The following is a 21,065-nucleotide window of genomic DNA, read 5'->3' on the forward strand; positions in this document are numbered from 1 at the left end:
AGGAGTTTTCCCATGACCCCCAGCTCAGCGGTACTCGCGGACCTCGCCCCCAAGGGCGCGCTCCGGACGGCGATCAACTACGGTAATCCGGTGCTGGCGCAGCGCGGTGCCGAGGGGCAGCCGGCCGGGGTGTCCGCGGCCCTGGCCCATGCCCTGGCCGAGCGCCTGGGCGTACCCGTGCAGTTCAGCACCTACGACGCCGCCGGCAAGGTCTTCGCCGCCCTCGAAGGCGACGCCTGGGACTTGGCCTTTCTGGCCATCGAACCGGTGCGGGCGGCGCAGATCGACTTCAGCCACCCCTACGTCATCATCGAGGGCACCTATCTGCTGCGGGACGCCGACCCGGCCCAGAGCGTGGCCGAGCTGGACCGTGCCGGCCGCCGTATCGCCGTGGGGCAGGGCGCCGCCTACGATCTCTATCTGAGCCGCACCCTGACCCAGGCCGAGCTGGTGCGGGCGCCGACCTCGGCGGCAGCGGTGGACTGGTTCGTCGACCAGCGCCTGGACGCGGCTGCCGGCGTTCGCCAACCGCTGGAAGCCTATGCCCGGGATCACGCCGGCTACCGCGTGCTGGCCGACAGCTTCACCGAAATTCGCCAGGCCATGGCCGTCCCCAGGGGGCGCAGCGCCGGCGCGGCCTTCGTCCGTGGTTTTCTTGACGAGCAGATCCGCAATGGCTTCGTCGCCCGCGAGCTGGCCACCAGCGGTCAGTCCGAGGCCCGGGTGGGACCGGCACTGGGCGGCTGACAGCATCTGGACCAGGCTGCGGGCAGAGGTCGCAGCCCGGTCCTCGGCGTTCGCCACGCGGCTGGCAGCGTTGCGCTGTCGCCGCCGGCGCTAGTGCGGTTCCCTGACCACCGGCTCTACCGGGCGTGCAAACCAGCGTCGATACAGCGGCTCGGCCACCGCCATCACCACCACCAGCCGCAGGATCTGCATGGCAGTGACGGTGCCCACGCCCAGCCCCAGGGCCTCGGCCGTCAGGTACATCTCGGTGGTGCTGCCTGGGGTCATGCCCAGGCCCAGGGTGGTGAAGGGCAGGGCGAACACCTTGGCCAGCAGCCAGGCGATCAGGAAGGTGGCGACCAGGCAGAGCAGGGTGTAGAGCGTAGCCAGCAGCAGAAAGCGCGGCGAGCGGCGAAAGAAGGCGCGGTCGAAGTGACACCCCAGGGTGACGCCGATGAGCATCTGGGCCAGGTGACTCAGCGTCGGCGGCAGGCTGGTAACCAGACCGCTGGAGGCGGTGACCAGGCAACACAGCGCCAGGGGGCCGAACATCCAGGGATTGGGCCAGCCGCGGCGCTTCCAGGCCAGGGCCGCTACCAGGCCCGCCGCCAGCAGCGGCGCTAGCCAGCGCCAGTCCGGCGGGGGCGGCACGTGGGCGGCATGGGCGATACCTGGCACGCCCCAGAGCATGGCCGGCGGCACCACCAGCACGATGATCACCAGGCGCAGGGTATGGGCGGCGGCGACCTTGGGCGCATCGGCGCCATGGCGTTCGGCCAGATTGATCATCTCGGCGAAGTTCGCCGGCATGAAGGCGAAGAAGGCGGTCTTGCGTTCCGTGCCCAGGCGCTGCACCGCCATGATGCCGAGCAGCGCCAGCAGCAGGGTGGCGACGGCGGCCAGGGCCATCAATGGCAGGTGGCCGACGACCTCGGTCAGTACCGCCGGAGTGAAATGCAGGCCGATGGCCGTGGCGATCAGCCATTGCCCGGCCGGGCGGCCGTGGGGAATGGCGCTGATGCGCCAGCCCAGGCAGCGGCACAGGGTCACCGCGACCAGCGCGCCGGTGATCCAGGGCAGCGGCCAGTGGACCAGGCTGGCGAGCCAGCCGCCGAACAGGCCGACAAAGGGGGTGGGCCACCAGGGGCGAGGCGCGAAGCGGGAGGTCGGCATGGCGTTGTTCAGGGATCCGGTAGCAGGTTCAGGAACGTAGATGACCGACGAAAGCCTTGGCCACGGGCGACAGCGCACTGTAGCGCCGCACCACCACGACGATGGCGCGACTGGCCCAGGCTTCGTCCAGCTCCAGGGCCACCAGTTTCATCGGCTTGAGATAGGGCCGCACGATGGATTCGGGCAACACGCACAGGCCCAGGCGAATCGCCGCCAGGCGGCACATCGCCTCGAAGCTGCTGATGCGCACGCGCTGACGGATACTGCGCTCGAGCAGCGCCGCCTGGCGCGAGAGCAGGACGTTCATCGAGCTTTCCACGTGGGGACCGATGAACTCGTGGTCCAGGGTCGCGGCGAAGCTTACCCGCTTGTGCTCGGCCAGGGGGTGATCCGCGGCGGCGATCACTACCAGTCGCTCGCGGCGATAGGCGAAGGTCTCCAGGTCCAGGGCGGCGGTATCGGCCGCAACGATGCCCACATCCGCGCGACCTTCCGCCACCGCCTGGACAATGCTGCCGCCCACCCGCTCCTCTATGTCGAAATCGACCCGCGGATAGAGGCCCATGAAGCTGGCGAGGTCCGGAGTCAGGTGGTTGGTCAGCGCGGAGGTGATGGCTTGCAGGCGGATATGGCCGGTGGCGCCGCTGCCGTGCTCGTTGAGTTCCAGCTGCATGTGACGAAGATCGTCATGCACCCGCTCCACATAGTGCAGCATGGTCTCGCCGGCCGGGGTAAGCCCCATGCCGCGGGCATGACGGATGAACAGCGGTACCCCGACCTGGTCTTCCAGCTCGCTGATCCTCTTGCTCACGGCGGAGACCGCCAGGTGGCAGAGCCGCGCGGCGCGGGTGACGTTGCGCTCCTGAGCCACCACCCGGAAGACGTTCAGGCTGACCAGATCGTAGCGGGGTGGGGAGCCGCTCATGGACGATCCTCTGAAGGGTCAGGGGGCGACGGCCAGGGCCCGTTCGAAGAAGTCCGGCGTGCCGAAGTTGCCGGATTTGAGCGCCAGGGCGATGTTTCCCCGGGCGTCGCTGCCCAGCGTCCAGGGTACGCCAGGGGCGATGGAGGCGCCGATACGCAGGCTAGAGATCGCCAGCGCCTTGACCACCGCGCCGGAGGTTTCGCCCCCGGCCACCACCAGGCGTGTCACGCCGCGCTCACGTAGGCCTTGGGCGATGCGCGCCAGGGCGTCTTCGACCAACTGGCCGGCTCGCTCGACGCCCAGCTGCGCCTGGGCCTTGCGTACCTCTTCGGGATCGGCGCTGCCGTAGATGAGGACCGGTTCCTGCGCCAGGCGCTGCTCGGCCCAGGCCAGGGCGGCGCCGACCTGGTCCTCGCCAGCGGCCAGGGCCAGCGGATCGAGGCGAAAGCCCGGTCGGTGCGCTAGCCAGACGGCAACCTGCCCGCGGGTAGCGGTCGAACAGCTGCCCGATAGCACGGCAGCGTGACCCGGCATAGCGGGCAGCGCTGCCGCTTCGGCATGGGCAGCCAGCAGGCCGCGACGGCGGAAGTTGGCCGGCAGTCCCAGCGCCACGCCGGAGCCGCCGGTGACCAGCGGATGATCCGCCACTGCGGCGCCTATGGCGTGAAGGTCGGCATTGTCGATGGCGTCGACGATGGCATGACGGACGCCCTGCGCCTGGAGGTCGGCCAGGGCCGTGGAGAGCGCGGCGCTGCCCTGGCGCACCTGGGGCAGGCGTACCAGGCCCACGGGGTGGGGCGTCTGGGCTTGCAGCACCCGCATCAGGTTGCTGTCGGTCATGGGCGTCAGCGGATGGTGGCGCATGCCCGACTCGGCCAGGGGCTGGTCACCCACGAACAGCTGGCCGAGATAGAGGGTGCGGCCGTTCTCGGGGAAGGCGGGGCAGGCGATGCTCAATTTGGCGCCCAGGGCATCGGCCAGGGCGTCTGCCACCGGTCCGATGTTGCCGGCCGCGGTGGAGTCGAAGGTGGAGCAGTACTTGAAGAAGAATTGCCGACATCCCAGCGCGCGCAGATAGGCCAGGGCTGCCAGGGATTGGGCAATCGCTTCGGCGGCGGGCAGGGTGCGGGTCTTGAGGGCTATCACCACGGCATCGGCGTCGCTGGGGAGCGGACGGTCCGGCACATCCAGTACCTGAACGGTGCGCATGCCCTGGGCCACCAGGGTGCTGGCGAGATCGGTACCGCCGGTGAAGTCGTCGGCAATGCAGCCCAGGAGCGGCGTGGCCATGGTGATTTTCCTTGTTCTTGTCATGGATGCCCGGGGCGCGGATGTCCCCGGGAGCAACGGGTACCGCCTCAGCCGCGCAGGACCTGGGCAACCGCCTGGCCGAAAGCGGCGCAGCCCAAGCTGCCACCCAGGTCGGCGGTACGCTTGGCCGGATCTTCCAGCACCTTGTCCACCGCCTGGTCGATCGCGGCGGCCGCTTCCTGCAGCTTGGCATTGCCACGGTGCTCGCCCATCCAGTGCAGCATCATGCCGATGGACAGGATCATCGACACCGGGTTGGCCTTGTCCTGGCCAGCGATGTCCGGTGCAGAACCGTGCTGGGCCTGGGCGCAGCAGTGGATGTTGCTGGCCATGATGGAGCCGGCGAGGCCCAGGCTGCCGGAAAGCTCGCTGGCCAGGTCGCTGATGATGTCGCCATAGAAGTTGGTGGCCACCAGCACGTCGAAGCGCTCGGGGTTGCGCACCAGGTGCGCGGTGGAGGCGTCCACCAGCAGGTCGTCCAGCTGCACCTCGGGAAATTCCTTGGCCACGTTGCGCACGCATTCCAGGAACAGGCCGTCGGTCATGTGGAAGCTGTTGGCCTTGTGGATGGCGGTGACCTTGCGCCGGCGCTTCATTGCCAGCTCGAAGGCCTGGCGCGCGATGCGCTCGCTGCAGTGGCGAGTGATCTTGCGGGTGGACAGTGCCATGTCCGGGGAGGGCATCACCTCGCCCCAGCCGCGGCTCATGTTGCGATCCGGATAGAAGCCTTCGGTGGCCTCACGCATGATCACCAGGTCCATGCTCTTGCCTTCCTTCATGTTGGAGGCGAGGAACGGCCGGGTGCGTGCCGGGCGTACGTTGGCATAGAGATCGAGGCCGATGCGGAAGCCGGCGGAGACGTTGCGACCGCCTTTCTCGGGCGCCGGGTAGTCGGCATGGGACTGGGTGCCGAGGATCACGCCATCGTAGGTCTTGGCCTTTTCCAGGGTCTCGTCGCGCAGAGTGATGCCGTGCTTCTCCAGGCTGGTGAAGCCGACGTCGTCGTAATCGAAGGTCAATCCCAGGCCGAACTTCTCGTTGGCGACATCCAGCACGGACATGGACGCCTGGATGATTTCAGGACCGATACCGTCGCAGGGCAGGACCAGAATGCGCATTGTTTTCTCCTTGTAGATTCTGTGGGAACGTCGGCCTGGTGGGTGAGCCTAGGGCGATCACGACATCACCAAACTCTTTGTACTTTATGTCACCTAAAAACAATTCGTGCAACGGCGCAGGACAAAAAAGGGCCGGTGTCAAGCCCTTCGTGCAAATCACGCGAGGCTTGAAACCATATACGGGGCAATAGGTTAGCTCTGTTTCGTGCCGCTTGCAGGGGATGCGGCGTTGTGGGCTGGGAGCCACATGAGAGCCTTGGGAAAGCAAGCCGGGTCGCGCTGTAGCGGTGACGATTGCCAAGGGACGGCGGGCTTGTTCGATCATCATAGCCCAATCGTTCGCGGCACTCCAGAACGAAGAACGCGCAGCGTTTGGCTGCGCGTTCGAGGGATGGCCAGCGTGGTTGCTGTGCATCGTCAGCTTGGTTTTGGTGGCGCGGCCTTGGCCGTGCCGCCCCTTCTGAATCCCCGATCCCCGGCGATGAACGCCTCCAGCATGTGCGGGATCAGCGTCGCTGCATCGACCGCTTCGCCATAGGTTTGCGCATGGAGCTGTGCATAGCGGTCGAGGTCAGCTTTCAGGCTGGCCGGGCAGGCAAAGGTCAGCTTTACGCTGCTGCTGGACGGCAGCGGCCCCAAGCGCAACTTCTTGGTCGTGCTCATCGTGATGTTCCTCGGTTGAACATGAGCGGCTGGTAGGGGCGAAGCGTCAAATCGCGCGCAACGATGATCCGCACCGGCAGGCCCGGCCGACTGGTCAAGGTCGGCTGGATGTTCATGTTGCGCCGGGTCATCTCCTGGCCGACCTGATTGATGCTGTCCTGGGCGCTGTCGCGCCCGGCGATGACGATGCGGTTGCCGTCCTGGCGGTTCTCCGGCGCGGCCAGTTCGGCGCCGACGCCCAGCAGTGTCGTCAGCGCCGCACCGGCGAAGATGCGGCCCCAGTGGTAGTCCACGTCGTCTTCCAGGCCGGCGTAACCGGCCGGGTCGGTACCCACGAGGTTGTCGAGCGTGAGCGAAGACGTGTCCGGCAGGATGATCCGGTTCCAGACAACTTGAACCCTACTCTGCCCGTAGCTGACCTGGCTGTTGTAGCGCCCAAGGATGCGCGATCCCTGCGGGATCAGCAGGAACTTGCCCGAGGCCGTGTCAAAGACCGGCTCCGTCACCGTGGCGATCACGTCGCCCGGCAGGTCGGACTTGATGCCCGTCACCAGCGCAGCGGCGACCACCGTGCCGGCCATGACCTGATACGGCGAAGCCGGCCGGGTCAGGTTGCCGGAATTACGGGTTCCCGTAGAAGCGCCTTGCAGGAATGCCTCCTTCTGTTCCTGCCGGTTCTGCACGGCGGTCGGATCGGCGGGCTGGGCCGCCGTCGAGGCCGGCCCGGCAGCCATCGGATCGAAGGCCGCATTGGCAGAGAAGCCGGGCGCAGCGGCGACCTGCGACTGCGCCACCGGCGCGGCGCTTTGCGTGCCCGAGCGGAAGAACACGGATGAGGCGGCGGCTTCCTCGGCTTCCTTCAAGCGGGCCAGGCGCTCGGCCTCGGCCGGGTCGTGGCCGGGCGGCGCATAGCCGACCGCCGGCTGCTGCTGCTGCGCATTGACGATGGCCGGGCCAAGATCGCCCGGCAGCGGTGGCCCCAGTTCCGGCACCTCGGACGGCAAGGCGGGCGGTAGTTGGGAATAGTCGGTCGGCAGGCGCTCCAGCCCTTCGGAGCGCGAGACGCGATCGACGTTGTACAGCTCCGTGGATTCGCCTGCGCCGCGCCGCTGTGGTTGCAGCGACCACATCAGCGCGCCGAGCACGGCGACCGACAGGCTGCCGGCGATGATCGCCAGAACACGCCGGTTCAAGCGCGTGACCGGACGCGGCTGGGCGCGCAGCGCCACCGTTTCCGGGGCCACCTTGTCCGCCTGCGGGATGGCACGGTCGGGAGTGTCGTCCTGGCTCATGCTCAATTCCTCCGCGCCACGCCGTCGGTGCGCTCGATCCGCACCACGTCGCCCCTGTCCCCGCCCAGGCGCAGTTCGGCCGCGCCGAACAGCCGATCCACGATGTAGTACGGCGAGCGGAAACGGTAGTTCACCAGTTGTCTGTCACCTTGCGCGCCGATGACGAACAAGGGCGGCAGCTCACCCTGGGCGATGCCCGCCGGGAACTGGATATAGACCTTCTCGCCATCGTCGAAGGCGCGCAGCGGTTTCCACGACGGATTGCTGCCGCTGATCGCGTAGCGGAAGCGGATGCGCTCCAGCGAAAGCCCGGTATCGACCGGCGCAACCGTCTGAGCGGCCTGTGCCTGGCGCTGCAATGCCAGCATCCGGTCGCGCGGGTAGTCCCAGGAGACGGATGCCATCCATGCCCGCTCGGTCGAGGTCAGCTCCAGCAGATAGGTGCGGCGATTGGTGGTGATGACCAGATTGGTCTTGAGGCCCGAACGCACGGGCTTGACCAGCACATTGACGCGCAGCTCGTCGCCGGCGCCGCTGGACGTGTCGCCGACGATCCAGCGCACGGTATCGCCGGCGGCGACCGTCACCAGTTCTTCGCCCGGCTGGAGCGAAACTACGGTCACGCGCCCCGGTGCGGCATAGACTTGGTACAGCGCGCCATCGGTGAACGGCCAGACCTGAATCGCATTGACGTAGCCCTCGCGCGTGGGCGCCACCCGCGCCTCGGTATTGGCCTTGGACACGCGCACGGTTTCGTCGGCCGGCTCCGGTGCGGACTCGGCCTCGCCGGCGTCCGGCAGCGGCTTCAACTGCGCTGGCAGCGCCAGCGGTTCGGGCAAGGCGACGACTTCCACCGGCGCGGGCGGCTCGGGGATGAATTGCGCCTCCACCGGCTCGTCCAGGGGGATCACGGGCGGCGGCTTGCCCTGCGTGGCGCAGCCCGCCAGGGCGAGGACGATCAGCGGAAAGGTGTAAAAGCGCAAAGGGGATGTCATGGCTTGGCTCCATCGGAAGAATCCAGTTCTCGGCTCCACGACAGACCATTGACGTAGATGCCCAGGGGATTGCGGCGCAGGCGTTCTTCGGTGCGCGGGGTTTGCAGCACGATGGACACCACGGCCGTCCACCGCTCCAGCCCAGCGGCCGCGCCGTTGACGTAGCGGCGTTCCGTCCAGCGCACGTTGAACGACGTGTCGCTTGCGCGCACGACGCTGGTGATTTGCACCGTCACCGTTTCCTTGCCGACGCGGGTGAAGGGGTCGTTGGTGCGGGCGTAGTCGTTGAGCACCGCCGCGCCCTTGTCGGTGGTGTAGTCGTAGGCATCGAGCCAGTTCTGCCGCACCACGATGGGGTCAATGGACAGCGAACGCACCAGCGTCACGAAGCGCGCCAGGTGGTGCGCGATCTGCGCGTCGGCGGGCCGGTACGGCGTGGCCGCCTCGCCCACGGCGCGCACCTGCCCGGCCTGATCGACCTCGATGACATAGGGCGTGACGATGGACTGCGCCGAGCGCCACACCAGGCCGGCGGCCATCAGCAGCGCGAGCACCAGGCAGCCGAAGGCCATGAACCGCCAGTTCTTCGCCTGCACACGCGCCGAGCCGATACGGTCGTCCCACACCTGCGCGGCGGCTTGATAGGGAGTGGCAGGCTGCGGCGTGTCGGCGTAGCGCACCTGCGGTCGCTTGAATCGCATAGTCGTTTCTCCTTATGAATCGGAATCGCGCAGGCTCGGGCCTTGCCCGGAGCCGCCGCCGTCGCCACCGCGCAGCGTGTGGGCGGCGGTGGTGGCGGCATGGGTGATCTGCTGGCGGCGGTGCATCCGCTTGGCCCAGGCGGGCTGCTCCTGCTTCTGCGAGCCGGCGGCACCGTCTGCGGCTGCGCCGGCGCCGGATGTGGCCCCTGCGCCGCCTTCGGCCTCCGCGCCGTTCCATCCGGCGCGGAAAGGGCCGGCCATCTTCTGCCCGACGGCGGAAGCACCGGATGCGGCGCGGCGCCCGGCGGCCTGCGCGCCGGTCTTGGCGACGTTGCCCATACCGGCCATCGCCCCCTTGGCACCGCCGCCAGCGGCGGCGGAACCGGCCCGGAATGCCGCACCGGCGCTGCCGGCAGCAGAAGTCGCGGCACGCGCGCCGCTGCCGGCCAGCTTCGCGGCGGCTGGCGCCATGCGCGCCCCGGCGGCCACGGCACCGCCTACGCCGGTCGCGGCGGCGCCGATGGCGACGGCCGTGCCGGCAGCGCCGACAGCGGCACCGGCCATCGCGCCCGCGCCAAGCTGCGGCGCACCGGACACCAGCCCCGTGGCGATGCCCGGCCCGAAGATCCCCAGCGCCAGCAACGAAAGCGACGCCAGCATGATGACCAGCGCATGGTCGATGGATGGTTCGTCGGGATGCACCTGGAACTCGGCGAACAGGCCCGAACCGATGCCGACGATGACGGCCAGCACCAAGACCTTGATGCCCGACGACACCACGTTGCCGAGCACCTTTTCCGCCAGAAAGCTCGTCTTGTTCCAGAGCGCGAACGGCACCAGCACGAAGCCGGCCAGCGTGGTCAGCTTGAACTCGATCAGCGTGATGAAAAGCTGGATCGCCAGCACGAAGAAGCAGAGCACCACGACCAGCCAGGCGAGGAACATCACCGCGATGGCATCGACGTTCACGAACACTTCGGGAAAGCCCGCCATGTCGCCGACTTGCTCCAGGATCGGCGCGGCGGCGTCGATGCCGGTCTTGGCCAGCCGCCCAGGCTGAAGAAAGTTCTCCATCGTGATGGCCGAGCCGGTGGCTGTAATCCCCAGGCCGGCGAACGAGCGGAACACGATGCTCGCCAGCCAGTTGAAGTTGCCGATGATGTAGGCGAAGGCGCCGACGTAGAGCACCTTGCGCAGCAGCTTGGCGATCACGTCCTCGCCCTGGCCGGTGGCGTGGCTCATCGCCCAGTACAAACCGGCGATGGTCATGTCGATGACGATCAGCGTGGCGGTCAGGAACGCCACTTCGCCTTGCAATAGCCCGAACCCGGAGTCGATGTAGCGTGAGAACGTATCGAGGAAGCGGTCGATGATGGTCACGTCGTTCATGGCGTCTCCCCTCCGATGGGTTCATCGAAGGTGGGCGGAATGGGCGGCAGCTCGGCCAGCGTCCGGTACTCGTCCGGCCCGGTCTGGCCGGCGAAGAAGCGCCGGCGGAAGGCTTCTGCGGCGGCCAGGCAAGCGTCCTCGCCCACGGCCTGCCGGTCGGCTGCGCATTGCGCACGTAATGCCTTGAGCCGCACGGGATCGGCGGCCAAGGTGTCGGCCAGGTTCTCGGTGGGCCGCTGGCCGCAGGCAGTCAGCAGCACGGTCAGCAGGACGGAAGCGCATCGCATGACCGTCTCCCGTCAGTTGCCGTAGAAGTCCACGCGCTGCGGCGTGTACGGCGTTCCGGTGCCCAGAAAGCGCCGCCGCACTTCGCGGGCGCGCTCGGTGGCCGCCGCCTGCCGCGCCAGTTCAAGCGAGGTCGCGCGGTCTTGCGTGATCTGGAGCTGCTGGGACTGGATCGACTGCTTGGCCTGCAAGGCCAGGAGCTGGTTGGTTGCCTGCGCGGCCTGCAAGGCGCCGGTGGCGGACTGGCTCTGGCTCACGAGGTCGGCCAGTGCGGTTTCGTCCTCGCGCAGGTTCTGCGATACCTGCGCCTGCATGCGCATCGCGGTATGCAGGCCGTCCAAGGTGTTCTTCCAGCGTTCGCGGGCATCGCGGAACATCTGATCGCCGCTGACGGTGGCGGCGTATTGCTCGGGGTACAGGCGCGCGAAATCGCGGTCGAAGTTCTGCACGTCGTAAGCCAACCCCTGTGCCTCGGCGATCAGACGCTCGGTAGTGGCGAGCGTCGAGCGCAGCCGGTTGACGATGTTGAAGTCCAGATTCGCCAGGTTGCGCGCCTGGTTCATCAGCATCTGGGCTTCGTTCTGGAGTTGCTGAATCTGGTTGTTGATCTGCTCCAGCGTGCGGATGGCCGTCAGCGTGTTCTGCACGAGGTTCGTGGGATCGACCACGACCCATTGAGCATGAACGGTGGAAGCGGTGCAAAGCATGGCCGCGACGGTGGCCGCGAGAAGACGCTTCTTCATGGCAGGTTCTCCTGTGGTTGGGAAAGGACGGTGGCGGCTGCCGGCGAGAAGCCGGGGAACGAGGGCAGCAGATTGGCCGCCCAGCCGAGGCCGCGATGACGCAGCCAGGCGCCGGCGAAGCCGGGTGCGCCGGCCTGCGTTAGCACGCGGTCGATGTCGCGTTGGTCTTGCGGTGTGGATGCACCCGCGAACGCGAGCGCAGCCGGCCCCAGGTCGAGGTCGAACAGGCGATTGCCGAGGCGCGATTGGTAGTAGTAGTCGCGCTTGGGTTCGGCGGTGGCGACGATCTCGATCTGCCGGCTGTTGAGGCCGAAACCCTCGTAGATCGTGCGAATCTGCGGTTCCGTCGCCTGCGGATTAGGTAAGAAAATCCGACTGGCGCAGCTTTCGATGATCGCGGGCGCGATGGTCGAGTCCTTGATGTCGGCCAGCGACTGCGTGGCGAAGATGACGCTGACGTTCTTCTTGCGTAGCGTCTTGAGCCACTGGCGGATGCGGGCGGCAAACGACGGTTCATCGAGGAACAGCCACGCCTCATCGAGAATCAGCAGCGTGGGCGCACCGTCGAACCGCTCATCGAAGCGGGCGAACAGGTAGCGCAGCACCGCTTGCACGGCGGCGGGGCTGTGCATCAGTTCTTCCATCTCGAAGCCCTGCACGTCGGCCATGCCCAGCCGATCGCGGTCGGCATCCAGCAGCTTGCCGTGGGCACCGCCCAGCACATACGGCGACAGCGCCTGCCGCAGCGCGTTCGATTGCAGCAGCACGGAAAGCCCGGTCAGCGTGCGCTGCTCCGGCGGCGCACCCGCGAGGCTGCCCAGGGCCGACCAGATGGCCACCTTCTCGTCGGGGCCGACGGTCACGCCTTCGTGCAGCAGGCGGCCTTCCACCCATTCGGCCGCCCAGGTGCGATAGCCTTCCTGCTCGATACGGGCCAGCGGCTGGAAGGCAATGCCGCCATCGGCGCCGAGGTCGTAGTGCTCGCCGCCCAAGCCCAACACAGTTGCCCGCATGGAGCGGCCCATGTCGAAAGCGAAGATCCGCGAGCCGGGGTAGCGCCGGAACTGCATCGCCAGGATGGCAAGCAGTACCGACTTGCCCATGCCGGTCGGCCCGGCGACCAGTGTGTGGCCCACGTCGCCGATGTGCGTGGCCAAGCGAAAAGGCGTCGCGCCATCGGTGCGGGTGACGATCAGCGGGGGGCCGTCGAGGTGGTCGTTCTTCTCCGGCCCGGCCCACACCGCCGACAGCGGCATCATGTGCGCCAGGTTCAGCGTCGAGACGATGGGCTGGCGGACGTTCGCATAGGCATTGCCGGGAATGGACGACAGCCACGCATCGACGGCATTGAGGGTTTCGGGGATGGTCACGAAACCCCGGCCCTGGATGACGCGCTCCACCATGCGCAGCTTCTCGTCGGCCGTAGCCGGGTCGGCATCGAGCACCGTCACCGTGGCGGTGAGGTAGCCGAAGGCCACCTGATCGCCGCCCAGCTCCTGCAAGGCGGCATCGGCGTCTGCCGCCTTGTTGCTGGCGTCGGTATCGACCAGCGGGCTTTCCTGCTGGAAGATCGTTTCGCGTAGCAGCGCGACGACGTTCTTCCGTTTCGCAAACCACTGGCGGCGCAGGCGGCCAAGTTCTTTTTCTGCTTCCGCCTTGTCCATGCAGAGAAAGCGCGTGCTCCAGCGGTAGCCAAAGCCCAGGCGGTTGAGGTCGTCCAGAATCCCAGGCCACGTCGAAGTCGGAAAGCCTCGCACCGACACCACGCGCAGGTGTTGGTCGCCCAGCATCGGCGCAAGGCCACCGACCAGGGCGCAGTCAGCCAGCAGCGCGTCGATATGGAACGGAACTTCGGGAACGCCCAGCCGGTAGCGCCGCGTCGAAACCGTCGCGTGCAGGCCGGTCAGCGTGTTGGCATCATCGAGCCAGGCGATTTCCGGCATCACGCCGTCGAGCAGGTCGAACACGCGATCGGTTTCCGCCACGAAGGTATCGAGCCGGCCACGCCAGTCCACGCCGTCGCCGGGCGAGTTCTCGTAGAGCAGCTTGGCCGCACGGGCGCGCGATTCCTCCGGCGGCAGGTACGCGAGCGTCAGGTGATAGGCGCTCTCGAAGTGATGCCCCGATTCCTCGAAGGCCGCGCGGCGTTCTTCATCGACCAGCCAGGAAAGCGGTTCAGGAAAGTCGGAGTGCGGGTAGTCCGCCGCCGGCCGGCGCTCGGCCTCGATGAACAATGCCCAGCCCGAACCCAGGCGGCGCAGCGCGTTGTTGAGCCGCGCCGACGTGGCGATCAGCTCGCCTTGCGTGGCGCTGTCCAGATCAGGCCCGCGAAAGCGCGCCGTGCGCTGGAACGAGCCATCCTTGTTCAAGACGACACCCGGCGCGATCAGGCCGGCCCAGGGCAGCCAGTCGGCCAGCAGCGCAGGCCGCTGGCGGTATTCGGCAAGGTTCAGCATGGCATCCCCCTCACACGTCCAGCAGCGGCTTGTGCTTGATGTGCCGGGCGAAGACCTGCATGAACTGCGGATCGACGCGCGCACCCCATACGGCCAGCGAGTGGCCAACGATCCAGAGCACCACGCCGGGAATCCACAGTTGCAGGCCCAGCCCGACGGCGGCGGCCAGCGTGCCGTTGGCGATCGCCACGGTGCGCGGCGCACCGCCCAGCAGGATCGGCTCGGTTAGCGAGCGATGCAGCGGAATCTCGAAGCCGGGCGCGAAGCCGGGCGCGCCTTCGTTGGCCGCACTCATACGACCGCCCCGCCGGAGAAGCTGAAGAAGGAGAGGAAGAACGACGACGCGGCGAACGCGATGGACAGGCCGAAGACGATCTGGATCAGCTTGCGAAAGCCGCCGCTGGTGTCGCCGAAGGCGAGCGCCAGGCCCGTGGCAATGATGATGATGACGGCGACGATGCGCGCGACCGGCCCCTGGATCGACTCCAGGATGGATTGCAGCGGCCCTTCCCAGGGCATCGAAGAACCGGCGGCCTGCGCCGTGCCGGCCGTCATCAACATGATGGCGGCCAGCATCAGGCCCCGATGGGCAGGCCGGGCCAGGCGCCGCAGGCGTGCAAGGATGGGCACCGGATTTACGGAAGTACGGAAAGCATGGGTAGGCGTCATGGCAGTTCTCCAGAGGGATCGGGGGACGGGAAAGGCGCAGCGGCGGCGGCTGCGAGGGAAACCGGCGGCAGCTCGGGAAGCGGCGCTTCCAGCGCGTCCGCCAGTTGATAGCCGGCGGCGTCGAAGCCGACGACGCGGGCGATGCTTTCGACGCGGCGCTTGCGGCCACGTCCGGCGATGTGGATGACGACGTTGACCGCCTCGGCGATCAGCGCACGCGGCGGGTTCACCGCGACTTCGAGGATCAGTTGCTCCAGCCGCAGCAGCGCGCCCAGCGCGGAGCCGGCGTGGATGGTGGCGATGCCACCTGGATGGCCGGTGCCCCACACCTTGATGAGATCCAGCGCCTCGCCGCCGCGCACCTCACCGACGATCACGCGGTCCGGGCGCAGCCGCATCGTGGCGCGCACCAGCTCCTGCATCGACACCACGCCTGCGCGCGTGCGCAACGGCACGTGGTCGCGCGCCGCGCATTGCAGTTCGATGGTGTCTTCGAGCACCAGCACGCGGTCGCCGGTGGCGGCGATTTCGGCGAGCAAGGCATTGGCGAGCGTGGTCTTGCCCGTGCTGGTGCCGCCGGCGATCAGGATGTTCTGGCGCTCGCGCACGGCGCGACGCAGGAACTCGGCCTGCCCGGCGGTCAGGATGCCGTCGGCCACGTAGCGATCCAGGCCGATGATGCTCACGGCCCGCTTGCGCAGCGCGAAGGCCGGGCCGGGCGCGGCCGGCGGCAAGATGCCCTCGAAGCGTTCGCCCGTCTCGGGCAGCTCGGCAGTCAGCAGCGGCTGGCCGCGATGCACTTCCGCGCCGACGTGGGCCGCGACCAGGCGGATGATGCGTTCGCCATCGGCTTCGGGCAGTTCCCCGCCCAGCGGCGCGCGGCCCGACGACAGCCGATCCACCCATAGGGTGCGGTCGGGGTTGAGCATGATTTCCACCACGTCCGGGTCTTCCAGCGCGGTGGCAATCAGCGGCCCCATTGCCGTGCGCAGCATCTGGATGCGGCGATCCAGCGAAGTCGCGGCCGACGAACGCGGTTCGGGCGGCATCTGCGGAACGGCGCTCATGAGGCACGCTCCGCAGCACGTTCATGGGCTTCGGCCAACGCCGCCGCGTCGTCCATCCGCATCGGGTCGGGATGCAGTTCCTCCACCACGTCCCGCACCAGGCTGCGGCCGCGCAGCAGGTGGCGGCCCAACTGTTCAACGAACTGCTCGAAGCGTGCCTTGCCCTGGGCGCGGGCCGCGTCCTGATGGGCTTCGGGAACCGGCGTGCTGACGGTCAGGAAGTAGCGGATGAACAGCGCCAGCGTCTCGATCTGGATGGTCTGGTCGCGCTCCATGCGTTCGGCCTGACGCGACAGGCGATCCAGCCGCTTGGCAATGGCGGCTTCGCGCTGGTCGCCGGCATCCGGCGACAGCCAGGACGCCAGGGCAGCGGCAACGATGCTGGACTTCGACACGCCTTTCTTGGCGGCCAGTTCGTCCAGGCGCTTGGCGTGCTCGTGCTGGATGAACAGATTGAGGCGGTATTGGCTCATAAGTCGATTCCGTCGTTGGGGTTCAGCGATGCCAGCCGGGCCGTGCGCTGCATGGCCGGGTCGAGCTGGCCGGGAAGCGGCAGCGAGAAGTCGTCGTCGTCATCAAGCAGCCCCAGGTCGTTGCCTGCGGACAGCGGTTCGGGGCTGTATTCGGTGACTTCGGTCAGCTCCGGCTGGCGACGTGGGCCGCCGTCATCGGGGCCGCCCAGGGCATCAGCGGATACCGTCGCCGGTGCGGCGGGTACGGCCGGGATCGCCAAGCCGCTCCAGTCGTCGGCGCGGGCTGGTGGTGCGTCGGCATAGCGTCCTGCCGCCAGCACGGGCGGCGGCAGCACGCGGCGCTTGAAATTGGCGTCCGCGTAGTAGCGCAGCTTCTTCGCCTTGATCGGCGGACTGCTTCCCACCATCACCACGGATTCATCGGGCGGAAGCTGCATCACTTCGCCCGGCGTCAGCAGCGGCCGCGCCGTTTCCTGCCGCGACACCATCAGGTGCCCGAGCCACGGCGCGAGCCGGTGGCCGGCGTAGTTGCGCTGCGCGCGCAGTTCGGTGGCCGTGCCGAGCGTTTCGGAAATGCGCTTGGCCGTGCGTTCGTCGTTCGTCGCAAACGTCACGCGCACGTGGCAGTTGTCCAGAATCGAATGGTTCTGGCCGTAGGCTTTGTCGATCTGGTTCAGGCTTTGGGCGATCAGGAAGCTGCGGATGCCGTAGCCGGCCATGAAGGCCAGCGCCGTCTCGAAGAAGTCCAGTCGGCCCAGCGCCGGGAACTCATCGAGCATCAGCAGCAGCTTGTGGCGACGCGCGATGCCATCCGTACCGTCGAGCGATTCGGTGAGCCGTCGCCCGATCTGGTTGAGGATCAGCCGGATCAGCGGCTTGGTGCGGCTGATGTCCGAAGGCGGCACCACCAGATACAGCGACACAGGGGATGCGGACGCGATCAGGTCGGCGATGCGCCAGTCGCAGCGCGACGTGACTGCGGCCACGGTCGGATCACGGTACAGGCCCAGGAACGACATGGCGGTGGAGAGCACGCCCGACCGCTCGTTGTCCGACTTGTTGAGCACTTCGCGGGCGGCGGATGCGACAACCGGGTGAGGCGTCTCGCCCAGGTGCTTGGTCGTCATCATCCGGTGAAGCGTCAGCTCGAACGGGCAAGCCGGGTCGCTGAGGAAGTTCGCCACGCCGCGCAGCGTCTTGTCCTCGCCCGCGTAGAGCACATGCAGGATGGCGCCGACCAGCAGCGCATGACTGGTCTTCTCCCAATGGTTGCGCTTCTCCAGCGCGCCTTCGGGATCGACCAGGATGTCGGCAATGTTCTGCACGTCGCGCACTTCATGCGCGCCACGCCGTACCTCCAGCAGCGGGTTGTAGGCCGCCGACTGCGCATCAGTCGGGTTGAACAGCAGGCAATGCGAGAAGCGCGAACGCCAGCCGGCCGTGATCTGCCAGTTCTCGCCCTTGATGTCGTGAATGACGGCGGACGCGGGCCACGACAGCAACGTCGGCACCACCAGACCCACGCCCTTACCCGAACGGGTGGGCGCAAAGGTCAGGACGTGTTCTGGCCCTTCATGGCGCAGATAGTCATTGCGGTACTTGCCGAGGAAAATGCCGGCAGGCTGGTCGAGGCCGGCCTTGCGGATGTCGGCGGCATCGGCCCAGCGCGCCGAGCCGTAGGTCGTGACCAGCTTGGCCTGCCGCGAACGCCACACCGACATGGCGATGGCGACCACCACGGCCAGCAGGCCGCTGCCGCCCGCAATCGCGCCGCCGGTGTCGAAGACCTGCGGCGCATAGGCGTCGAAGAAGAACCACCACTCGAACAGCCGCCAGGGGTGATAGACCGGCGTGCCGAAGAAGTCGAACCAGGGCGAGCCAAGGCGTAGTTGATAGCCCAGGGCGGCGGCCGTCCATTGCGTGGCACCCCACACACCGGCGATCACGATGCCGAAGACGGCAGCGATCTGCCCGAACAGCACACCCTGACCTTGCATAGACTGGCCTCCGATTTCCTTGCGCTGATTCCTCGTTCAAGCGCGGCACATGGACGTGCCGGATGACGTGAGGATCAGTGCCGGGTCGGTGCCGGTCAAAGACCGTTATCGGAAGAAAGGTCGAGTAATTGGAAAGAATTGGGGCTGTATCGCGCCAAAGAAAAACGCCGCAAGCGAGGGCGCATTGCGGCGTGTCGGTCAAAAAGCATGGGATTCATTGCGCGAGGCGAATGACCGGATGGGGATGAGGTTCAACCTGATAGGCATCGACAAACTACCATGAGTAAGTTACCATTGGTATTTATAAATTTCGCTGGAAGCCGCTATGCACGCGCTCATCGTCGCCACTCATCCCGATCCCAATTCATTGACCCATGCCATAGCTGCACAGGTCGCTGCTGGTATCGCCGCATCTGGTACGCAGCATTCCTGGGAGATCGCCGATCTGGCGGCTGAAGGCTTCGATCCCCGCTTTACACGGATCGACCATGCCCTGCTTCTGAAACAAGCCGCACCGCCTGCGGATGTCGCAGCGGAGCATGCCCGGCTCGAACGCGCCGATGCGCTGGTGCTGGTCTACCCGATCTATTGGTGGTCTTTCCCCGCGCTGCTCAAGGGCTGGATAGATCGGGTCTTCACCCAGGGCTGGGCCTACGAGGACGATGCGAACGGCAAGCTGGTGAAGAAGCTGCAACATCTTCAAGTGCATCTGCTCGCCATCGGGGGCGCGGATCAGCGCACCTATGCCCGGCACGGCTACTTCGGTGCGATGAAGACCCAGATCGACTACGGCATCTTCAGCTACTGCGGGGCGCGTGTCGTGACATCGGAATTGCTGCTGGCCTCGGATGCGGGTTTCCCGAAGACACACCTCGACACGGCCAAGACGATAGGCGGCAAAGTATTCGTCCCTCGGCCATGATCCGCGAACGAGAGCATTCCGCCATGCCTGCATCTTCCGAAACGCCCCTGCGCCGCCGACTGCCCAGGCAGGCACGTGCGCGCCAACTGCTGGACATGGCGTGGAAGTTGATCGGCGATGAGGGAACCGATGCGCTGACCTTGGGGCGGCTGGCTGGCGAAGCGGGTGTCACCAAGCCCGTGGTCTATGACCACTTCGGCACGCGCAATGGGCTGTTGGTCGCGCTTTACCAGGACTTCGATGTACGACAGACCGCGATCATCGACGCGGCCATCGACGCGGCAAGACCGACCTTAAAGGACAAGGCGCGCGTGATCGCATCGAGCTACGTCGAATGCGTACTAACACAGGGACGTGAGATTCCGGGCGTGCTGGCCGCGCTGGGCGGATCGGCGGAACTGGGGGCGGTCAAGCGTGCGTACCAGCAAGCCTTCATCGAGAAGTGCAGAGGCATTCTTGCGCCGTTCGCCGGGCCGACAGGCATTGCACGCCCCGGCCTGTGGGCGATGCTGGGCGCGGCCGATGCGCTGTCGCTGGCCGCCGTCGCGGGCGACATCAGCCCGGCCCAAGCCGAAGAAGAATTGTCGCAAACCATCCTGGCGCTGGTCAGGCGCAGCAAGTAACGCAGCTACCGTACCAGACCCGCGAGGCGTCAAAACTTGGGCGGCTCTTTCGGCGGGGTATAGGGTGTATCGCCGTCACCATAAAACCGCTTGCGCGTGGCTTCGGCCACCCGGTCGCACAGCGCGTCGCCCAGCGTGGCACGATCGGTCTTGCATTGCTGGCGCAGTTCTTTCAGGCGCGCGGGATCGGACGCCAGTTCTTCAACGGTCGGCACGTTCTTGTTCTCTGGCGTTTCGGTCGGGCCGCAGCCAGTCAGTATCGCAGCCAACAAGCATGGGATGGTCTTCTTCATGGTTCGGAGTCCTCCAGGGAGTCGGGATCGTCGTTCGGTGTTGGCCCTGTGTCTTCCGGTGACTCGATGGCCTGTAGGCGCTCAATGAAGCGGGCCAGCGTTTCCGAAGGTTTGCGATCCAGGCGCAGCAGATAGGTCGTGAGCATCGGCGAACGCCCCGCCAGCGGCCGCGCGACGACGCCGGATTCACGGCTGGCCGCGATATGCGACGCACCTGCCAGCCCCAGGGCAAACCCGGCCGATACCAGCGTCACCATCAAGTCGAAGGACGCGACGCGCTCGGCCACCAATGGTTCCATATCCACGCGGCGCAGCACGCGCTCGACCTGCCGCGCATGGCCTTCGCACGCCTGCTGATCGCACAGCACCAGCGGATAGCGCAGCAGTTCTTCGAGCGGAATGCGCTTGTGGGCGAGCAAGGGATGGCGCGCAGGAACGGCCACCATCAGCGGATCGTTCCACACCGGCAAGGCAACGATGTCATCGCCGGCTTCGTCGGCGCAGGCAAAGCCCAGGTCATAGAGGTCGTCGTGCAGGCCCTTGATCTGGTGCGCCAGCGGCACTTCGGTCAGGCGGATTTCGATTTCCGGTTCTTCCTGCCGACACAAGGCCAGCAAGGCAGGCAGGCGCGATGGTGTGATGCCGTCGGACAGCGCGATGCGCAACTGACCATGAAAACCGTTGGCGGCCGCCTTCACGCTGTCACGCGCCTGCTGCAAGGCGGCGAAGACGCGCGGCACATGATCCAGGAATAGTTTGCCGGCACGGGTCAGGCGCGTACTGCGCGTGGTACGGGCGAACAGCACCACGCCCAGTTCTTCCTCCAACTCCTTGATGGCGCGCGACAGCGGCGACTGCTCGATGTGCAGCTTCTCGGCCGCACGAGCGAAGTGGAGTTCTTCGGCGACGGCCAGGAAGCAGCGAAGATGGCGCAGTTCCATGCCGCGTCCTCATTCCAGCAACCAACCAATGGGTTGAAGATCCACGGACTCGCAGCACGCCCGCACGCGCGCCGCACCGTCAAGGAAGTGCGGCGTGTGCTCGTGCAGGAACAGGGCCTCGGCATCGACCCAGCGCTCCAGCAGGAAGAAGCGGTTGGCCGACACGCTTCCCTGGGCAATGCGATAGTCCAGGCACCCCGGCTCCTGAAGACTGGCTTCACGCAACGCCTGTAGCGTCTCGCGCAGTTCCTCGATGCGTCCCTCCGACGCTTGCAGTGCAACGATCAGATCGATAGCCGGCAT

General features: G+C 67.0%; 24 protein-coding genes. 4 read left to right on the forward strand and 20 right to left on the reverse strand.

Annotation, left to right across the window (positions count from 1 at the left end):
- The first annotated feature begins 12 nt into the window (after positions 1–12).
- A complete protein-coding gene (locus tag RND78_RS14135) occupies positions 13–747 on the forward strand; it encodes a transporter substrate-binding domain-containing protein (protein ID WP_312729584.1) in 735 nt (244 codons plus the stop codon).
- Between the two features lie 90 nt (positions 748–837).
- Here RND78_RS14135 and RND78_RS14140 read toward each other — a convergent pair whose 3' ends face one another.
- The 17 genes from RND78_RS14140 to RND78_RS14220 all read right to left on the reverse strand — a co-directional run bounded on the left by RND78_RS14140 (position 838) and on the right by RND78_RS14220 (position 17,983).
- Positions 838–1,899, reverse strand: a complete 1,062-nt coding sequence (locus tag RND78_RS14140) for an AbrB family transcriptional regulator (protein WP_312729585.1) — start codon at positions 1,897–1,899, stop codon at positions 838–840.
- A gap of 28 nt (positions 1,900–1,927) precedes the next feature.
- Entirely contained in the window at positions 1,928–2,824 is an 897-nt protein-coding gene (locus tag RND78_RS14145; RefSeq protein WP_312729587.1) for a LysR family transcriptional regulator, read from the reverse strand.
- Between the two features lie 18 nt (positions 2,825–2,842).
- Complete coding sequence (gene otnK / locus RND78_RS14150; protein WP_312729588.1) at positions 2,843–4,114, reverse strand: 3-oxo-tetronate kinase; 1,272 nt, start codon at positions 4,112–4,114, stop codon at positions 2,843–2,845.
- Between the two features lie 68 nt (positions 4,115–4,182).
- Complete coding sequence (locus RND78_RS14155; RefSeq protein WP_059232449.1) at positions 4,183–5,253, reverse strand: isocitrate/isopropylmalate dehydrogenase family protein; 1,071 nt, start codon at positions 5,251–5,253, stop codon at positions 4,183–4,185.
- 417 nt (positions 5,254–5,670) lie between these two features.
- Positions 5,671–5,916, reverse strand: coding sequence for a DUF2274 domain-containing protein (locus RND78_RS14160; RefSeq protein WP_312729589.1), 246 nt, complete (start codon positions 5,914–5,916; stop codon positions 5,671–5,673).
- Entirely contained in the window at positions 5,913–7,208 is a 1,296-nt protein-coding gene (locus RND78_RS14165; protein WP_312729590.1) for a TrbI/VirB10 family protein, read from the reverse strand. Before RND78_RS14165 ends, RND78_RS14160 begins: the two co-directional genes overlap by 4 nt.
- Before the next feature lie 2 nt (positions 7,209–7,210).
- The gene (gene trbG, locus RND78_RS14170) at positions 7,211–8,203 is read right to left on the reverse strand and encodes a P-type conjugative transfer protein TrbG (protein ID WP_312729592.1); all 993 of its coding nucleotides are present in this window, start codon (positions 8,201–8,203) and stop codon (positions 7,211–7,213) included.
- The gene (gene trbF / locus RND78_RS14175) at positions 8,200–8,904 is read right to left on the reverse strand and encodes a conjugal transfer protein TrbF (protein WP_089238546.1); all 705 of its coding nucleotides are present in this window, start codon (positions 8,902–8,904) and stop codon (positions 8,200–8,202) included. Before trbF ends, trbG begins: the two co-directional genes overlap by 4 nt.
- 12 nt (positions 8,905–8,916) lie before the next feature.
- Positions 8,917–10,293, reverse strand: coding sequence for a P-type conjugative transfer protein TrbL (gene trbL / locus RND78_RS14180; RefSeq protein WP_312729594.1), 1,377 nt, complete (start codon positions 10,291–10,293; stop codon positions 8,917–8,919).
- Positions 10,290–10,580 carry a hypothetical protein gene (locus tag RND78_RS14185; protein ID WP_312729596.1) on the reverse strand — a complete coding sequence of 97 codons (291 nt, stop codon included), beginning with the start codon at positions 10,578–10,580 and terminating at the stop codon, positions 10,290–10,292. The genes trbL and RND78_RS14185 overlap by 4 nt, the downstream gene beginning before the upstream one ends.
- A gap of 12 nt (positions 10,581–10,592) precedes the next feature.
- The gene (gene trbJ / locus RND78_RS14190; RefSeq protein WP_312729598.1) at positions 10,593–11,321 is read right to left on the reverse strand and encodes a P-type conjugative transfer protein TrbJ; all 729 of its coding nucleotides are present in this window, start codon (positions 11,319–11,321) and stop codon (positions 10,593–10,595) included.
- Entirely contained in the window at positions 11,318–13,777 is a 2,460-nt protein-coding gene (gene trbE, locus RND78_RS14195) for a conjugal transfer protein TrbE (RefSeq protein WP_312729599.1), read from the reverse strand. The genes trbJ and trbE overlap by 4 nt, the downstream gene beginning before the upstream one ends.
- 10 nt (positions 13,778–13,787) lie before the next feature.
- Positions 13,788–14,072 (reverse strand): VirB3 family type IV secretion system protein, encoded by a 285-nt coding sequence (locus RND78_RS14200; RefSeq protein ID WP_130562408.1) that lies wholly within the window; start codon positions 14,070–14,072, stop codon positions 13,788–13,790.
- Positions 14,069–14,446, reverse strand: a complete 378-nt coding sequence (locus tag RND78_RS14205; protein ID WP_047712939.1) for a TrbC/VirB2 family protein — start codon at positions 14,444–14,446, stop codon at positions 14,069–14,071. The genes RND78_RS14200 and RND78_RS14205 overlap by 4 nt, the downstream gene beginning before the upstream one ends.
- The gene (gene trbB, locus RND78_RS14210) at positions 14,443–15,513 is read right to left on the reverse strand and encodes a P-type conjugative transfer ATPase TrbB (protein WP_312729603.1); all 1,071 of its coding nucleotides are present in this window, start codon (positions 15,511–15,513) and stop codon (positions 14,443–14,445) included. Before trbB ends, RND78_RS14205 begins: the two co-directional genes overlap by 4 nt.
- On the reverse strand, positions 15,510–15,986 hold the full coding sequence (locus RND78_RS14215; protein ID WP_312729604.1) for a CopG family transcriptional regulator: 477 nt from the start codon (positions 15,984–15,986) through the stop codon (positions 15,510–15,512). Before RND78_RS14215 ends, trbB begins: the two co-directional genes overlap by 4 nt.
- Positions 15,983–17,983 (reverse strand): conjugal transfer protein TraG, encoded by a 2,001-nt coding sequence (locus tag RND78_RS14220; RefSeq protein ID WP_312729606.1) that lies wholly within the window; start codon positions 17,981–17,983, stop codon positions 15,983–15,985. Before RND78_RS14220 ends, RND78_RS14215 begins: the two co-directional genes overlap by 4 nt.
- 49 nt (positions 17,984–18,032) lie before the next feature.
- Here RND78_RS14220 and RND78_RS14225 point away from each other — a divergent pair, with 49 nt between their 5' ends.
- The 3 genes from RND78_RS14225 to RND78_RS14235 are packed head-to-tail and all read left to right on the forward strand — an operon-like array spanning position 18,033 to position 19,528.
- Positions 18,033–18,266 carry a hypothetical protein gene (locus RND78_RS14225; RefSeq protein WP_312729607.1) on the forward strand — a complete coding sequence of 78 codons (234 nt, stop codon included), beginning with the start codon at positions 18,033–18,035 and terminating at the stop codon, positions 18,264–18,266.
- Between the two features lie 42 nt (positions 18,267–18,308).
- A complete protein-coding gene (locus RND78_RS14230; protein WP_312729608.1) occupies positions 18,309–18,905 on the forward strand; it encodes an NAD(P)H-dependent oxidoreductase in 597 nt (198 codons plus the stop codon).
- A 23-nt stretch (positions 18,906–18,928) separates the two neighbouring features.
- The gene (locus tag RND78_RS14235) at positions 18,929–19,528 is read left to right on the forward strand and encodes a TetR/AcrR family transcriptional regulator (protein WP_312729610.1); all 600 of its coding nucleotides are present in this window, start codon (positions 18,929–18,931) and stop codon (positions 19,526–19,528) included.
- Positions 19,529–19,557: 29 nt separating this feature from the next.
- Here RND78_RS14235 and RND78_RS14240 read toward each other — a convergent pair whose 3' ends face one another.
- Genes RND78_RS14240 through RND78_RS14250 form a run of 3 tightly spaced genes read right to left on the reverse strand, consistent with a single transcriptional unit; the run spans position 19,558 to position 21,065 of the window.
- Positions 19,558–19,821, reverse strand: coding sequence for an EexN family lipoprotein (locus RND78_RS14240; protein ID WP_312729611.1), 264 nt, complete (start codon positions 19,819–19,821; stop codon positions 19,558–19,560).
- Positions 19,818–20,762 (reverse strand): LysR family transcriptional regulator, encoded by a 945-nt coding sequence (locus RND78_RS14245; protein WP_312729612.1) that lies wholly within the window; start codon positions 20,760–20,762, stop codon positions 19,818–19,820. Before RND78_RS14245 ends, RND78_RS14240 begins: the two co-directional genes overlap by 4 nt.
- 9 nt (positions 20,763–20,771) lie before the next feature.
- Positions 20,772–21,065: a putative quinol monooxygenase gene (locus tag RND78_RS14250; protein ID WP_312729614.1), complete on the reverse strand. Its 294-nt coding sequence runs from the start codon at positions 21,063–21,065 to the stop codon at positions 20,772–20,774.

This window comes from Pseudomonas oryzihabitans (assembly GCF_032027545.1).
In the GTDB taxonomy this organism is placed as follows: Bacteria; Pseudomonadota; Gammaproteobacteria; order Pseudomonadales; family Pseudomonadaceae; genus Chryseomonas; species Chryseomonas oryzihabitans_F.

Bases quoted from the DNA above. Each gene is read 5' to 3' on its own strand.
- RND78_RS14165 (WP_312729590.1), bottom strand. From the start codon at position 7,208: ATGAGCCAGGACGACACTCCCGACCGTGCCATCCCGCAGGCGGACAAG.
- RND78_RS14155 (WP_059232449.1), bottom strand. From the start codon at position 5,253: ATGCGCATTCTGGTCCTGCCCTGCGACGGTATCGGTCCTGAAATCATC.
- RND78_RS14235 (WP_312729610.1), top strand. From the start codon at position 18,929: ATGCCTGCATCTTCCGAAACGCCCCTGCGCCGCCGACTGCCCAGGCAG.
- RND78_RS14250 (WP_312729614.1), bottom strand. From the start codon at position 21,065: ATGCCGGCTATCGATCTGATCGTTGCACTGCAAGCGTCGGAGGGACGC.
- RND78_RS14230 (WP_312729608.1), top strand. From the start codon at position 18,309: ATGCACGCGCTCATCGTCGCCACTCATCCCGATCCCAATTCATTGACC.
- RND78_RS14200 (WP_130562408.1), bottom strand. From the start codon at position 14,072: ATGAGTGCGGCCAACGAAGGCGCGCCCGGCTTCGCGCCCGGCTTCGAG.
- RND78_RS14245 (WP_312729612.1), bottom strand. From the start codon at position 20,762: ATGGAACTGCGCCATCTTCGCTGCTTCCTGGCCGTCGCCGAAGAACTC.
- trbJ (WP_312729598.1), bottom strand. From the start codon at position 11,321: ATGAAGAAGCGTCTTCTCGCGGCCACCGTCGCGGCCATGCTTTGCACC.
- trbE (WP_312729599.1), bottom strand. From the start codon at position 13,777: ATGCTGAACCTTGCCGAATACCGCCAGCGGCCTGCGCTGCTGGCCGAC.
- RND78_RS14185 (WP_312729596.1), bottom strand. From the start codon at position 10,580: ATGCGATGCGCTTCCGTCCTGCTGACCGTGCTGCTGACTGCCTGCGGC.
- RND78_RS14220 (WP_312729606.1), bottom strand. From the start codon at position 17,983: ATGCAAGGTCAGGGTGTGCTGTTCGGGCAGATCGCTGCCGTCTTCGGC.
- RND78_RS14135 (WP_312729584.1), top strand. From the start codon at position 13: ATGACCCCCAGCTCAGCGGTACTCGCGGACCTCGCCCCCAAGGGCGCG.
- otnK (WP_312729588.1), bottom strand. From the start codon at position 4,114: ATGGCCACGCCGCTCCTGGGCTGCATTGCCGACGACTTCACCGGCGGT.
- RND78_RS14205 (WP_047712939.1), bottom strand. From the start codon at position 14,446: ATGACGCCTACCCATGCTTTCCGTACTTCCGTAAATCCGGTGCCCATC.
- RND78_RS14240 (WP_312729611.1), bottom strand. From the start codon at position 19,821: ATGAAGAAGACCATCCCATGCTTGTTGGCTGCGATACTGACTGGCTGC.
- RND78_RS14145 (WP_312729587.1), bottom strand. From the start codon at position 2,824: ATGAGCGGCTCCCCACCCCGCTACGATCTGGTCAGCCTGAACGTCTTC.
- trbB (WP_312729603.1), bottom strand. From the start codon at position 15,513: ATGAGCGCCGTTCCGCAGATGCCGCCCGAACCGCGTTCGTCGGCCGCG.
- RND78_RS14140 (WP_312729585.1), bottom strand. From the start codon at position 1,899: ATGCCGACCTCCCGCTTCGCGCCTCGCCCCTGGTGGCCCACCCCCTTT.
- trbF (WP_089238546.1), bottom strand. From the start codon at position 8,904: ATGCGATTCAAGCGACCGCAGGTGCGCTACGCCGACACGCCGCAGCCT.
- RND78_RS14160 (WP_312729589.1), bottom strand. From the start codon at position 5,916: ATGAGCACGACCAAGAAGTTGCGCTTGGGGCCGCTGCCGTCCAGCAGC.
- trbG (WP_312729592.1), bottom strand. From the start codon at position 8,203: ATGACATCCCCTTTGCGCTTTTACACCTTTCCGCTGATCGTCCTCGCC.
- RND78_RS14225 (WP_312729607.1), top strand. From the start codon at position 18,033: ATGGACGTGCCGGATGACGTGAGGATCAGTGCCGGGTCGGTGCCGGTC.
- RND78_RS14215 (WP_312729604.1), bottom strand. From the start codon at position 15,986: ATGAGCCAATACCGCCTCAATCTGTTCATCCAGCACGAGCACGCCAAG.
- trbL (WP_312729594.1), bottom strand. From the start codon at position 10,293: ATGAACGACGTGACCATCATCGACCGCTTCCTCGATACGTTCTCACGC.